This window comes from Caballeronia sp. LZ024 (genome assembly GCF_031451455.1).
Taxonomy (GTDB): Bacteria; Pseudomonadota; Gammaproteobacteria; order Burkholderiales; family Burkholderiaceae; genus Caballeronia; species Caballeronia telluris.
Genome location: NZ_JARUXL010000004.1, coordinates 355,010 through 368,321, shown reverse-complemented (window position 1 = coordinate 368,321; position 13,312 = coordinate 355,010). Strand labels below are relative to the sequence as shown.

Here is a 13,312-nt window from a genome sequence, read left to right as displayed (position 1 = left end):
ATGAACTTCGCCGTCACCGTGGTCTCTCCGCCGGGGTATCCGCATTCCGCCGCATTCCATGAAGTGGCCGAAACGCTTCATCACGCGTTGCTGGCGTTAGGCCTCGACAGTGTGATGACGCGCGAGGGACGGCTCGATTCGCGGCGGCACATCGTGCTCGGATCGAACCTGTTGCCTCATTACGGGCTGCTGCTCGCACCCGACGCGATTCTTTACAACCTCGAGCAGGTCTACACGGAATCGTCGTGGATCACGCCTGAACTGCTTCACATCCTGCGCCGTCATGTCGTATGGGATTACAGCGAAGCGAACGCGCGCGCCTTCGCCGGACTCGGCGTGCATGTGGCGCGCGTGCTGCCCATCGGCTACGTGCCCGAATTGACGCGCATCCGGTTCGCGACGACGCGCGATATCGACGTGCTGTTCGTCGGCGCGCTTTGTCCGCGACGTCAGCGCATCATCGACAGGATGCGCGCTGCCGGCGTGAATGTCGTCGCGGCATTCGGGATATATGGACGTGCGCGGGATCTCCTTCTCGCCCGGACCAAGCTGGTGCTCAACCTACACGGGCGCGAAGGCGGCGTGCTCGAAATGGTGCGCCTTTCGTATCTGCTGGCGAACGGTTGCGCGGTGCTGAGCGAGCGCTGCGCCGACCCTGCGGAAGAAGCGCCGCTAGCGCACGCGATCGCCTTTGCCGACTACGACGCATTGCCCGAACGCGCCGCGCAGCTACTCGCATCGCCTGCGGAACGCGAGCGGCTTGCGCGCGACGGCCTGGCGGCGATGCAATCGCGCAGCGCCGCCGACTATCTGCGCGCGGCCCTGACATAAGCGCCTGCACCGCACGACGCGGCATCAGGACATGCTCTGGCTCGATTCGACTGCAAGCAGGTTAAGGATGAGCAGGATGGCGGTCTGATTGTCCAAGCTGATCTCGATGCCGAGCGTGCCCACGATCCAGCGTCCGATCTTCGTGCTTGCGAAATCTTCGCTTCGCGCGGATTTCTTGAGCGTGACGCCGAGCTTCATCGCGCGATAGTGATACGAAGGGATCTGGTGCTGCGCGGCGAGTCCGAACAGCCCGCCCTTGCCGCCCGAGCACCAGCCGAGCGTGCCCGCCAGAACCAGTTGCTCGTACTTGTCCAGTCCGCCGATGAAGCCGCGCGCAAGTCGCCGCACGCGCGCTTCGTCGAGTCCGTATTGCAGCAGCACCGATTCGACCGGATCGTCGACGACATGGGCGCGCTCGTCGACTTGTTGCCCGATGCCGTCCAGCTCCATCGAGACGTCTCGCTGATAGCTCGCGCTGCGCAGGCAGTCGATTAGAAAGCGCCTGAAATAGGTACATACTGCGTAGCCGGTCGATGGCGCGCTTTGCTCGCTCGCATGCGATTCGCCGTGTCCCGGTTCGAGGCGCAACACCTTCGAATAGATGAACTGCGCGATCAGTTCTTCCTTGTCTTCGCGTAGCGATTGCAACTCGGGCGGATGATAGCTGCGCAATGCGCCCTTCACGAGGTTGTAGATCGACACCATTTCGTCGTGCGACAGATGCGTGCGACGACGCCAAAGGTCGGTGAGATTCGAGGGCGCGCCTGTCTCTGAGGCGGCGTCCATCGTCAAGGTCTCCATGTGTCAATCCCCCCAAAGCGGTGGCAACGTGATGAGTATGGTTTTCTCTTACCAAACGACCAATATGGAATTAGTGATATCCGTCGTCTAAACTTTCGGGTAAACCTGTCAAGCAGGGGACTAGCCGAATCGCGCCACGGCCATGCCGTCGCCTCGTTCAAGCGTCCGCCGAATTCCTGACGTCACCCGACATATTCAACGCATAAAGGGGATGACAGAATGCAAGGCGATCTTGAGCCATGCGAGGTCTCGGACGATCTCGCCAGCGCGCTCTATGCGACGGACCCCGCATCGTTTTTCGCCCACGGGTGTGCTCTGGCGCTCCTCGGCGCTGTCTGTCTGACACGGCCGCAAGCGGGCTGGATGGCGACCCTTTGCGTGGTTTTCTATGGGATTGCGAATTGTTTCGCGATGGGTCTGTGGGCATGGCGCCGCCAGCGGCCGCTCTTTTTCAGCGCGCGACAATGGATCGGTCTGCACGCGCTGAGAAACGCGGTACTTCATGCCGCGCCGGGTCTGTCGATCTGGTTCGTGTTCCAGAGCGAATCCGCCGATCTTGCTGCCGCGCATACCGTGCTGCTCGTCGCGCTGGCCGCGCTCGCGTATGCCTCCAACGGCATGAACCTGCTCAACCTGTGCAGCGCGGTGCCGATACTGCTCCTGCCCGCAACCGCTTTATATCTGCTACAGCCGCTCGATGGTGGGTTCGCGCTGGGCGTGGTGCTCGCGGTGTTCATGGTCGCGATCTACGGGTTCGCGACGCAGTATCGCGGGTTCTTTCGCGGCATCGTCGAAGCGCGCGTCGATCAGCAGCGGCTCGCCGAAACCATTGCGCGGCAAAAGTCCGTGATCGAGGAAGCGAGTCTGGCGAAGACGCGTTTCTTCGCGACCGCGAGTCACGACCTGCGCCAGCCGCTCCATGCAATCGGACTGCTCGCCTACGCGCTGGCCGATCACGGCGCAAGCACGCAGGAGCGCGATGAAACCGCGCAGCACATCATCTCCAACGTCGATGCATTGAATCAGCTTTTCAATCAGGTGCTCGACCTGGCGCGGATCGAAAGCGGCGTGACGCAAGTGATGCCGCAGCATTTCCGCGTCTCGGAACTGCTGACGCGCATCGAAAGGCAGTTCCGGCCGAGCGCCGCCGCGAAAGGGCTGGCGTTGCGCGTCGCGCCGACGGCTTGCGTCGCGTTCACCGATCCGGTCCTGCTTGAACGCGTGCTTGCCAATCTCGTGTCGAACGCGGTGCGTTACACCGAGCGCGGCTCGATCTGGATCGGTGTGCGGCACGGCAGCGATCCCGCGCGCTCGCGGATCGAGGTTCGCGATTCGGGTATCGGCATCGCCGCGCACGAACACGAACTCGTTTTCGAAGACTTCTACCAGGTACCGATGCCGCACAACGCGGTGCGTCAGGGTCACGGTCTCGGTCTTGCGACGGTGCGGCGTCTCACCCGGCTACTGGGCGCAGAAGCGTCGCTGCGCTCGGATCTCGGGCGCGGCACCACCATCCGCGTTCCATTCGGAATGGGCGACGCGGGCCTCGTCACGGCGAGTTTCGCTGCGCCGCTCGCCGTGAGCGCGTTTATCGAAGGCCGCCGCGTGCTGTGCATCGACGACGATCCCGGCAATCTCGACGCGCTCGGCACCTTGCTCGCGCGCTGGGGTTGCATCGTGCGCGGTTGCCGCGACGAACTCGCCGCCGTCCGTGCGATCTCCGAGGGCTTCGTTCCCGACGCCGTGCTGTGCGACTATCAGATCGGCCGCCACCAGACGGGCGTCGAGGCACTGAAGGAAGTGCGCGAAGCGTTGCGGCGACGCGGACATAACGGATTCGCGAGCGTGATGATCACCGGCGACATGGCATCGCCCGAATTGATGGCGCTCGCGGCGGAGGGCGTGCCGGTGCTGCGCAAGCCGGTGACGCCGGCGCGCCTGCGCCGCACGCTCGACTCGCTGCTTCAGCCGCGCGGACAGGACGAAGCCGCCTGAACCGCACGCGGCGGCGGCCCTCGCTTCAGGCGATGTTGCCGCGCAGACGCAAGGCGCGCAGATACTGCCCCGCGACTTCGGACGCGCCGTAGTGCACCACGGTCTGATCCACGAGCGCCCAGACCGCCGCGCCGCCGAGCCGCACGCGCCGGCAAAAGGAGAGGTCTTCGGAAAGATAGTGGCCTTGCTCTTCGATGGTGTCGAAAAAGCCATAGAAGTCGCCGGCGGGCAGCGCTTCGCGGTATTGCTCGGGCGGCGCATAGCGTTGCGTGAACGGTTTCGCGACGTCGAACGCATCGCGCCGCGCGAGAAAGATGCCGGTGCCCACATGCTCCGCTTCGACGAAGCCGTCCACCACGTGCGCGCGGCCGTCTTCCGAGGTCCGCAGCCGCACCGTGTAGTCGGCATGCTTTTCGAGCCACTCGCGCATCGAGAGTCCCTGGTCGGATTCGTCGATACGCTGATCCAGATTGAGACGCCGGTACGGATACGCGACGCCCGCGACGCATTTGTTCGCCGCGAGCAATTTCATGACGGCCTGCGGTGGAAACTGCATGTCGGTGTCGAGAAAGAGCAGATGCGAAAACTCGGGATGCGCGACGAAATAGCTCGCGAAGAAATTGCGCGCCCGAATGATGTGCGACGAGCCGACGTGCATGGTCTGGAAGCCGTAGTTCGCATCGGTCAGCGCGCGAGCGGTTTCCATCAGCGAGAAGGCGAAGTTGATGTGCACGTCGTCGTGATGGGTCGGCAGGCAAATGAGCACGTTGGGTGCGCTCACAGCGGCCGCCCGCCTTGAAGCCAGCCGTTGATGATCGCAATCGCCGACGACCGGTTGTGCACGCCGAGCGCGCGAAAGATCACCGACAGGTGCACCTTGACCGTGCCTTCGGCCACTTGCAGTTCGCGCGCGATCATCTTGTTGGTGCAGCCGCTATGCACGAGCCGCATGATCTGGCGCTGGCGCGGCGACAGGTTCTCCATCAGATGAAGATGATGCGGCGCGAGCGACGCCGCCGGCAGGCTCGTGACGGGGCGCGCACGCTCGGCGGCGGAGGAACGCGCCGGATTCGGCGGGGCAGCGCCGATCAGACTCAGCGCTTCGATCGGCACGTAGGCGCCGCCCGAGAGCACGAGTTCGATGGCCTTGAGCATCACGTTGGCCGGCTCGCGCTTCGGCACGAAGCCGAGCGCGCCCGCGGCCAGCACCGCGCGCATCTCGTCGACGGATTCTTCCGCCGACAGCACGACGAGCGGCAACGCGGGATTGGCCTTCAGCAGCGCCGTCAGCGAGGAAGCGCTCGCCATGCCCGACATGTGCAGGTCGACGATCGCGAGATCGTGATTCGCTTCGGGACGCGCGGCGGCGGCGAGCGTGTCCCAGTTGTCGGCCTCGTCGAACTGCGCTTCGGGATCGATCTTGCGCAACAGCGACTTGACGGCCTGACGGATCAGTTCGTGGTCGTCGGCGACGAGGAACCTCATGCTCTCTCCCTCAGTTGAGACTGGCGCCCGATGGGGTCACGGGGTGTCGTCGACGCACAGGTCCGGGTCGCTCACGACGCAATCGGCGCTCGGCAGCGAAGGGCCGCCGCGCACGCGCACGGCCGTTTCCTTCGCGGAAATCCGGAGTCCCTTCGGCAGCAGGACCCACATCTGCGTGGGCTGCTTCATCCGGCTCGCCTGTTGCTGGGCCTGCGGCCCCGTGCCGAAGAAGTAGTCGGCGCGCACGGCGCCGCGAATCGCGCCACCCGCATCCTGAGCCATCAGGAGGCGCGTGACGGAAGAAGCGCCGGAAGCGCCCTCGTTCGCGTTGATGAAAACAGGAGCGCCGAGCGGCGTCGTGCGCGGATCGATGGCGGCGGAACGCCCCGCGGAGAGCGGCACGCCCAGCGCGCCGATGGGACCCGTCGGCGAATCGGGGATGGCGCGGAAGAACACGTAACTCGGGTCCGAGCTTGCAAACGTATAGGCGATCGGCGGGGCGCTCGCGAGCGCGGACGGGCGGGCGGCAGTGCTCGCGGCGGGCGCCGGCGACGGGTTGCTCACGCGTGCCGGATGGACGGCGGGCCCGGCGCCCTTGGCGAGATTGAAGCCGCGCAGGAGCGACGAGTCGGGCGGCGAGTCCGCGTTGCCGCTCGCGATGGCCGAGGCGGCATCGGGCTCGCCGATATCCTGCGCGCCGCGCAAGAGCGACGACTGCGGTGCATCGTCGGGCGCGGGGCCGCTGGCGGTGTCTTGCGTGCTCTGGGTGCTCACGGTGCCTTCTTCCAGGTCGATCTCGACGCCCCGCACCAGAATCTTGCGGCCCTTGCTTCCCGCGCTGGCGACGGGCGGATTGAAAGCCAGGCCGTTCTGTTCCGCATAGGCGAGCCGCAAGATGGAGCCATCAGGCAGGCGTATCTTTCCGGCGCCCTGCAACTGCATAGAATAGAGCATCGCAGGGTCTTCCACATAGGCGAGTACTGGCGCATTGAGCCGCCCACGCTCGATCTCCGCGCGCGCGAAGTACGGCACGATTTCGCTGCCGTTGCGGCGCAGCCGCAGTTTCTTGTCGCGGATGTCGGGCGTGCTGTCGCCGAGCCTGAGGGTATAGGTCTTGCCGCTCATCGGCACGGTCGCGAGCGGTATCACGTTGCGGCCTTCGACGCGCGCCGGAACCGGCGTGCCGCGCGCGTTGGGCGGAAGACGGCGCGAATCGAGAAACAGCATGTCGTTCGGCACGCCATAGACCGGATACACATACGGCGCGCGGCGTTCGCGACTGCCCTTGAGGATCGGCTCGTAGTAGCCGGTCAGCACGCCGCGCGTCGACTTGTCGACATTGCGGATCTGGTAGACCGTGAAGTTGTCTTCGAAAAAGCGGCGGACCGAAGCGCTGTCGTTCGTGTCGATGCCGCGCGATGCCGCGCACGGCGCCGCCCATCCGGACTTGCCGCCGAGCACCGCGCAACCGCGCCGGAACGCTTCCCAGGATTCGACGACGTTGTCGGTCGCCCAACCCGGCACGCTCGCGAAGGGCACGGGCGTGTAGAGCGCGTTTTTCGTGGCGAAGGGCGCCGCGGTGCCGGCCAGCGACGCCGCCGGGCTCGCGGGCAGCGGATTGGCGATGCCCGCATCCGCACCCGTCGCGCTGACGATGCGGGCGTCGTCGGGCGCCTCGACGGACGGCGCGTTTGCCGTCGTTCGCGCGCTCTGGACGGTCGGGGCCGGCGTGCTCGCGCAGCCGGCGAGCGCGGCCGCCGCCAGCGCGAAGAGCGCGGCTGTCGCGCGGATCTTCACGCCCGAAGGGCACGGTGCGACGGTGGGGGAATCTGCAACGGATACGCCAGGCGTCCTGCCCGACTGCGCGGCGGCGCCGCTCGTTCGTGATGCCATGATGTCCTCGCGCTGCCGCAGAACCGTCCGTCATTCGCCATCGGGCCATGCCCTGCGCGTCTTCGAGCGAATGACCATTCGCTATCTAGACGAACGGACGACCTCGATTTTGAAGGTCGCCGCGCCGTACGCGACGGCGCACGAAGGCGCCTCGGCGCCGCACGCCGGCACGCCCGCGAACGGCGATGCGGTGAGGGTCCGCGCGGCGCTCGCCGCCGCCTGAGCCTCGGGCGAGAGGCTCGCGAACACCGCATCGTGCGTCATGCCGAGCGCGGAAAAATCGCGCGGCGCGAGCGATACGATCGCCACGAAATGATTCGCACCGACCGGCTCGCCCGCCTGCATCGGCCAGGCGGGACGCGGCAGCGTGAGGTGCTTCTTCTGGCTGATGCGGTTGTCGCGGTCGAGTTCGTTCGGAAAGAGTTGCAAGTACTGATTCGCCGGATCGACGACGAATACGTACACATAGCCATCGCGATTGCTGAGGATCGAGAAGCGCAGCCGGTCGCGGTCCACGACGGCGCGCGCGACTGGCACGTCCACCTTCACGGCGATCGACGGGTCCGCGAGCGAGACGATGCGCGTGAATTCGTCGGCCGGCGAGAAGGGCGGCAACGCGGCGGGCGGCGGAGATTCGCGCGGCACGTCGGCGGGCTTCGGCACGCGTTGCGCCAGCGCGGGGGACGTTGGCGCGGGTGGAGTCGGTGTCACGCCGCCGTTAGCGGCGCGTCCGATCTGTGGTGCAGGCGACCGATGCGAGAGGAACGTCGGCACGAGAAAGGCGAGCGCCGCCGCCGTCAGCACGCACCCCGCGCCGAGCGCCCAGCCGACGCGCCGCCGCCGCGCCGTCTTGTCCTTTGCGCCGCCCGCCGCGCGCTGTGCGGGCGCGTCATGGAGCGTGATGCCGAGTTCGGCGGCGAACTGCCGGTCGGTCTGCGGCCGGTTCGCCGGTGCCACCGCGAGCGCGTGATCGATCGCCTTCAGGAAGCGCTCCGAATACCGGCCCGCCGCGAGCTTCGCGAGCGGCTGATAGCTGTCGCTCACCATCCGGCCGACCGCAGGCGGCGGCGTTTTCCCGGTGATCGCGAAATACACGAGCGCGGCGAGCGCATAGTGATCGGTCCACGGCCCTTGCCTGAGCGAGGGCACTTCGGCGTACTGCTCGATCGGTGCATAGCCCGGCTTGAGGATCACGGTGAGCGCCTGCGTCATGTCGCCGATCACACGCCGCGCCGCGCCAAAATCGAGCAGCACGGGACGATGGCTTTCTTCGAGCAGGATGATGTTGTCGGGCGCGATGTCGCGGTGAAAGCAGTCCGACGCGTGCAGCACGGCGAGCGCATCGACGAGCGGCGTGAGCAGCGCGCGCAGCCAGGCTTCGTCGGGCGGCTTTTTCATCGCCTTGAGCGCGTCCTTGAGCGTCACGCCCTTGTAGTACGGCATCACCATGTAGGCGGTGCCGTTCGCTTCCCAAAAGCGATACACCTTCACGAGCGACTGATGGTCGAAGCGCGCGAGCAGCCGCGCCTCGTCGTTGATGAAGCTCTTCAGCCCGGCGCGGAACATGTTCTCGTAGCGCTCGGACTTGACCTGCACCTGCGTGCCGCCCACGCGCGAGGCGAGCGCCGAGGGCATGTATTCCTTGAGCGCGACGTGCCGGTCGAGCGAGGTGTCGAAGGCCAGATAGACGATGCCGAAGCCGCCTTCGCCGATCAGCCCCACGATCTCGAATTCGCCGAGTCGCGTGCCGGGCGGCAGGATGTTGTGCGACGCGAGCTCGCCCGGCGCGCACAACCGGCTCGCAGGCGCTACCCGCGCGCCGGTCACGATGACCGTCTTGTCGGTTTCAGCGCTGTTTTCGGCGTTGCTTTCGGTCTTGCCGCCGTCGCCGCCGTCGCCGTTTTTGCCCGGTAGCTCGCCAGCCGCGTTCATGATCCGAAGTCCCGCAGCAAGGTGGTGAAAAGCGCGGTGTCCGGCAGGCCGTACACCGGCCAGATCGTGAACGGCCGCGGCGACGGGTCTTCGGGATCAAGCGCGGCGTCGGGCGCGGCCTGGGCGGAGGTCCACATGCTCATGCCGACGACCTCGGTTTGCCAGACCGGCGCGAAGGTCCGCGCGAGCGCGCTCGCGAGCGTCGTGGGCGACTGCACGACCCACGGCTCCTGAAGCACGGCAGCCCGTGCGCCGTGAGAGGCCGGCACAGGCAGCGGCACCGGCAGGGCGGCGAGTTGCGCGTCGAGGCGCTCGATGCCGTGATCGAAGTCGAGCGCGGCGAGCGCCACGCCTTCGATCGCGGAAAGCCATTGCCAGAGCGCGGCGATTTCGCCGCCCGTCGCGGGCGCGCACGGCATCGACGCGGCGATCGTGAGCGGAAAATGCCGCCCGACGCGGTCCACGGACGCCATCACGACGCCCGTCCAGCATCCGGCGAGCGTCGGCGCGATCGCACCGGGCATCGCGAAGAAACGCCACACCGGACACGTGAGATAGAGCGGAAGCCAGTCCGCGCCGAGCGCGAGCTGCGTCTCGGCGACGCGCGCGGCGAGCCACGCGTCCCACGGCGCGACGAACGCGTCGGACAGCCGCCGCGCCGCGAAGTCGCCGAGCGACGGCAGCTTGCCGTACCAGCCGGCGATCGTTTCGCCGTCGTCGGCGAGGGTCGTGTCGAGCGCGTCGTTCATAGCCGCTCCGGGCACGAGAACGCGCGCAGGTCGGCGAGCCGGAACGGATTCTCGACGCTGTTCGCCGTCACTTCGAAGCGCGCCTTGCGCCCCTCGACGTCGAAGGTCGCGATGAAGCGCTCGGGCTGTTCCGTCGACTGGACGTCGAGCCGGTCGAACATGCGAAAGAGCGCCCAAGGGCCTTCGAAGACGAGATCGCTCGCGCCGCCGCCAGGCGGCGGCGAAAGTTGCACGCTCACGCGGCCGGAGCCGCGCGTGCCGGGCCACTGGATCGCCGTCGCGATCTGCGGGCCGTGCGCGTAGGTGAGCACCTGGCCGTCGACGTCGAGCGTGAACGAGAGGATGGTCGGGTCCATGTCGAGCGGCTTGAATTGCAGGGCGAGCGCGGGCGTCTTGCCGCCCGCGCGGAAGAACACGCCGCGAATCGTCGCCGCCCGCTCGAACTGCGCGAGCCCGGCGGGGCTGATCTGCGTGGCGGACGAATCGGATTTCCGGAAGGCCCAGGGTTTCGCCGATACATCGACGTCTGCGGCGAGGTTCTTCTGGAAGAAGTCGTCGAACTTGCCGCCCGGCGCGAAGAGCGCGCCGAAGTCCTCGGGCAGCACGTCGCGCGCGGAATTCGGGTTGAACGGATAACGTCCCTTCAGCGCGCGCTCGCAAAACGAGGCGATCGATTCCTTCAGGTCCGCCGACAGGTTCACGCGCCGCGCCTGCTGCGTCTGCGCCGCGCCCTGGCTGCCGAGATCGAGCAGCGCGGTGCGGATCGGCTCGGGCAGGCGCGCCGCCTGCGCGCGCAGTTTCGCGGGCGCATCCGACGGCGGCGGCGCGGTCTTCTGCTGCAACGCTTCGTCGGTGGCGCTCAGACTGGCGTAGACATCGTTGATGAGCGCGAGCGTCTGCGTGATCGGCGCCGGCTGACCGGCGCCCGGACTCGTGACGAGCGCGCGCAATCCGGCGAAACGGTCGTCGACGATGCTCTCCAGCCGGGTGCCCGGCGCTACCGGCGCGATCTGCGTGGGATCGGGTCCGCCGATGATCTTCAGCAACTGCTCGCGCGCGGCGCTGATCTTGTCGTTGGCCTTGTCGACGACGGTCGTTTCGTTCTCGGGCCGGGTGGCGAGCGACGTTTCGCGCGACGCCGCCTTCGCGAGCATGGCGAGCGGCGAATCGGGCGCGGACAGGATGCGCGCGATCTGCGCCGACTGGGCGAGGCTGTCCGCGTGAACGATGCGGATGTCGTTCAGGAAGTCGTTCCAGATGCGCGCATAGTCCTGAAGGTAGAGCAGCCGGACGTCTTCAGTCAGGCGCTGGGTCGCGGCCGGATCGCCGCGCGGCAGGCCGCTCTGGTCGCGGATGCCGAGCACCCACGGTTCCTCGGTGGCGAGTTGCACCGCAACCTGGTCGACGCCGCTCAGGAATGCCTTGTGATAGCCGTCGAATGAATAGAGTCCCGGCACGCCGCGCGTGAGCGGCATGCCGCTCGCGCGCACGAACACGAGCGACGCGTTCGGCCCGCCCGCGTGCGCCACGGTGAACTCCGGATAGTTCGCCCCGACGCCTTGCTGCTTCACGCGCCCGTACACGCGCTGCGCGAGCGTGCTGGCGGCGAGCATCGTGCGCAGATGCGCGACGAGGCGTTCGTCGAAAGGCAGATTCGGATGCACGACGCCGCGCGCGAGGAGCGCGTCGAGATGACCGGCAAGCGCGGCGCGCTGTTCGTTGCCGACTTCGCGCGGCAGTGACCGCTCCCAGTCGGTCACGATCCAGGTCTTGAGCGCGTCGGGGTCCTGATGTTCCGGCTGGTTGAGCATCAGATACGCCTTGAGCGCTTCGTAGGCGTAGCCCGGATTCGCGCGGTTCGCGCTGCGCGCCTGCTCTTCGATACGCGCGGCGAGCTTCGGCAGGAACAGGTCGGTCAGCAATCGCTCGTAGGCGTCGCTGGCGGCGGCGTCGAGCTTGGCGCCTTGCCACAGCCCCCATTGCATCGAAAGCGGCGGACGCGCGGCATCGACTTGGCGGGTCGACGCGAGCTGGCGCACCGCCGACAAGAGCGGCAGCAACGCGACGAGACTCGTGCCGGCCGCCGAGGTGCCGGCCACGGCCTGTTGCGCCGTGTGCGCCGCCTGATCGACGCTCGCCACGTAGATGCGGTTGCGCAGATAGCTCGTGCCCCAGAGCGCGAGCACGCACGCGCTCACGGCCGCGATCGCCGCGTAGGCCGAGAGCCGCCACAGATGCCGCCGGCGCGCCCATCTGAGATTCGATCCGGCGAGGCCCTGTTCGGCGAACACGACCTGCGTCAGGAGCCGCTCGATGAAGTAGCTGCGCCCGCTCGAAGGACGCGGCGGCTGCACGCCCCGCTCGACGCCGAATGCACGCGCGAGCGACCCCATCACGCGGTCGATCGGCGTGCCTTCCTGCGTGCCGCTCGTGAAATAGACGCCGCGCACGAGCGGGATGTCGTCGTGTTTCGACTGCATGAAGGTTGCGCGCAAGGCCTCGGCGAGCGCGGGTTTGAGCGCCGCGAACTGCTGCGGAAAGCCAACGATCGCCGCGCGCTGCGCCAGTCCCGTTTCGGCATTCAGCCGTTCCGGCAGACGCGTGACGAGCCGTGCTTCGAGCGCATCCAGTTCGGCATCGACGCGCGCGCCGAATTCGCTTTCCGTGAGCGGGTGCTTCGGGTCGTAGGGAAACGTGAAGCCGAAGACCTGCGCGCGCTCTTCCTTCGGCATGTCCGCGAAGAACTCCGTGAATCCCGCGAGCAGGTCCGTTTTCGTGACGAGCACGTAGACGGGAAAGCGCGTGCCGAACGCCTGCATCAGTTCGCGCATGCGCGCGCGCAGCGTCGAGGCCATCTCCTCGACGTTGGCGGGCATCGCGGCGATCAGGTCGGGCACGGCGAGCGTCATCAGCACACCGTTGACCGGCTGGCGCGGACGCGTCTTCTTCAGGAGCGCGAGAAAGCCTTGCCACGCGGCCTGGTCGGCATCGCGGTCGCTTTCGTGGGTCGTGTAGCGGCCGGCGGTGTCGATCAGGACGGCGTCGTCGGTGAACCACCAGTCGCAGTTGCGCGTGCCGCCGACGCCGCGGATCTTGTCGGTGCCGAAGCGTTCCGCGAGCGGAAAGCGCAGGCCCGAGTGAATCAGCGCCGTGGTCTTGCCCGCGCCCGGCGCGCCGATGAACATGTACCACGGCAATTGATAGAGATATTGCCTGCCCGAGAGCGTGACCCAGTCGCGCCAGCCCGGCTTCTTGCCGGATGCGGTGATGCGCGCCTCGCGCAACACGGCAAGCGCTTCGTCGAAGCGCTTTGACAGCGTCGCGATTTCCGTCTCGCCCGGCGTCGGCGCGGCGGCGGCGCGCGGCGCCTCGCGATGGGCGGCGAGTCCCGCCGACAGCGCTGCCTGCGTGCGGCGCGCGCGCCACGCCACCCAGATTCGCCTCAGGATGACGACGAGCGCGACGCAGCCGATCGCGATGAATCGCGCCGTGCGCGATTCGAGCGGATAGCTGCGCGCGAACGACATGAGCGGCCCGGCGATCCAGATCGCGCCCGCCATGAGCGCCAGCCCGACGATCAGCAGCAGGACCGGATGAAAGAGGATCGACAAGAGCTTCTTCATGGC

Annotated in this window: 9 protein-coding genes; 2 read left to right on the top strand and 7 right to left on the bottom strand. The window is 67.3% G+C overall.

From position 1 onward, the window contains the following. Entirely contained in the window at positions 1–831 is an 831-nt protein-coding gene (locus tag QCE48_RS23815; RefSeq protein ID WP_309782664.1) for a glycosyltransferase, read from the top strand. 24 nt (positions 832–855) lie between these two features. Here QCE48_RS23815 and QCE48_RS23810 read toward each other — a convergent pair whose 3' ends face one another. Beyond that, the gene (locus QCE48_RS23810) at positions 856–1,632 is read right to left on the bottom strand and encodes a hypothetical protein (RefSeq protein WP_309782662.1); all 777 of its coding nucleotides are present in this window, start codon (positions 1,630–1,632) and stop codon (positions 856–858) included. Between the two features lie 219 nt (positions 1,633–1,851). Here QCE48_RS23810 and QCE48_RS23805 point away from each other — a divergent pair, with 219 nt between their 5' ends. Continuing rightward, positions 1,852–3,627, top strand: coding sequence for a hybrid sensor histidine kinase/response regulator (locus QCE48_RS23805; RefSeq protein WP_309782661.1), 1,776 nt, complete (start codon positions 1,852–1,854; stop codon positions 3,625–3,627). A gap of 25 nt (positions 3,628–3,652) precedes the next feature. Here QCE48_RS23805 and QCE48_RS23800 read toward each other — a convergent pair whose 3' ends face one another. The 6 genes from QCE48_RS23800 to tssM all read right to left on the bottom strand — a co-directional run bounded on the left by QCE48_RS23800 (position 3,653) and on the right by tssM (position 13,309). Further along, positions 3,653–4,408 (bottom strand): hypothetical protein, encoded by a 756-nt coding sequence (locus tag QCE48_RS23800; protein WP_309782660.1) that lies wholly within the window; start codon positions 4,406–4,408, stop codon positions 3,653–3,655. Continuing rightward, entirely contained in the window at positions 4,405–5,112 is a 708-nt protein-coding gene (locus QCE48_RS23795) for a response regulator transcription factor (protein WP_309782659.1), read from the bottom strand. The genes QCE48_RS23800 and QCE48_RS23795 overlap by 4 nt, the downstream gene beginning before the upstream one ends. A 36-nt stretch (positions 5,113–5,148) precedes the next feature. Beyond that, positions 5,149–7,005: a murein transglycosylase A gene (locus tag QCE48_RS23790; protein ID WP_309782658.1), complete on the bottom strand. Its 1,857-nt coding sequence runs from the start codon at positions 7,003–7,005 to the stop codon at positions 5,149–5,151. Positions 7,006–7,086: 81 nt separating this feature from the next. Beyond that, positions 7,087–8,937 (bottom strand): serine/threonine-protein kinase, encoded by a 1,851-nt coding sequence (locus tag QCE48_RS23785; protein ID WP_309782656.1) that lies wholly within the window; start codon positions 8,935–8,937, stop codon positions 7,087–7,089. Beyond that, entirely contained in the window at positions 8,934–9,686 is a 753-nt protein-coding gene (tagF, locus tag QCE48_RS23780) for a type VI secretion system-associated protein TagF (RefSeq protein ID WP_309782654.1), read from the bottom strand. The genes QCE48_RS23785 and tagF overlap by 4 nt, the downstream gene beginning before the upstream one ends. Beyond that, the gene (gene tssM / locus QCE48_RS23775) at positions 9,683–13,309 is read right to left on the bottom strand and encodes a type VI secretion system membrane subunit TssM (RefSeq protein WP_309782652.1); all 3,627 of its coding nucleotides are present in this window, start codon (positions 13,307–13,309) and stop codon (positions 9,683–9,685) included. The genes tagF and tssM overlap by 4 nt, the downstream gene beginning before the upstream one ends. Positions 13,310–13,312 lie beyond the last annotated feature (3 nt).

Bases quoted from the DNA above. Each gene is read 5' to 3' on its own strand.
- QCE48_RS23805 (WP_309782661.1), top strand. From the start codon at position 1,852: ATGCAAGGCGATCTTGAGCCATGCGAGGTCTCGGACGATCTCGCCAGC.
- QCE48_RS23795 (WP_309782659.1), bottom strand. From the start codon at position 5,112: ATGAGGTTCCTCGTCGCCGACGACCACGAACTGATCCGTCAGGCCGTC.
- tagF (WP_309782654.1), bottom strand. From the start codon at position 9,686: ATGAACGACGCGCTCGACACGACCCTCGCCGACGACGGCGAAACGATC.
- QCE48_RS23815 (WP_309782664.1), top strand. From the start codon at position 1: ATGAACTTCGCCGTCACCGTGGTCTCTCCGCCGGGGTATCCGCATTCC.
- QCE48_RS23785 (WP_309782656.1), bottom strand. From the start codon at position 8,937: ATGAACGCGGCTGGCGAGCTACCGGGCAAAAACGGCGACGGCGGCGAC.
- QCE48_RS23810 (WP_309782662.1), bottom strand. From the start codon at position 1,632: ATGGAGACCTTGACGATGGACGCCGCCTCAGAGACAGGCGCGCCCTCG.
- QCE48_RS23790 (WP_309782658.1), bottom strand. From the start codon at position 7,005: ATGGCATCACGAACGAGCGGCGCCGCCGCGCAGTCGGGCAGGACGCCT.
- tssM (WP_309782652.1), bottom strand. From the start codon at position 13,309: ATGAAGAAGCTCTTGTCGATCCTCTTTCATCCGGTCCTGCTGCTGATC.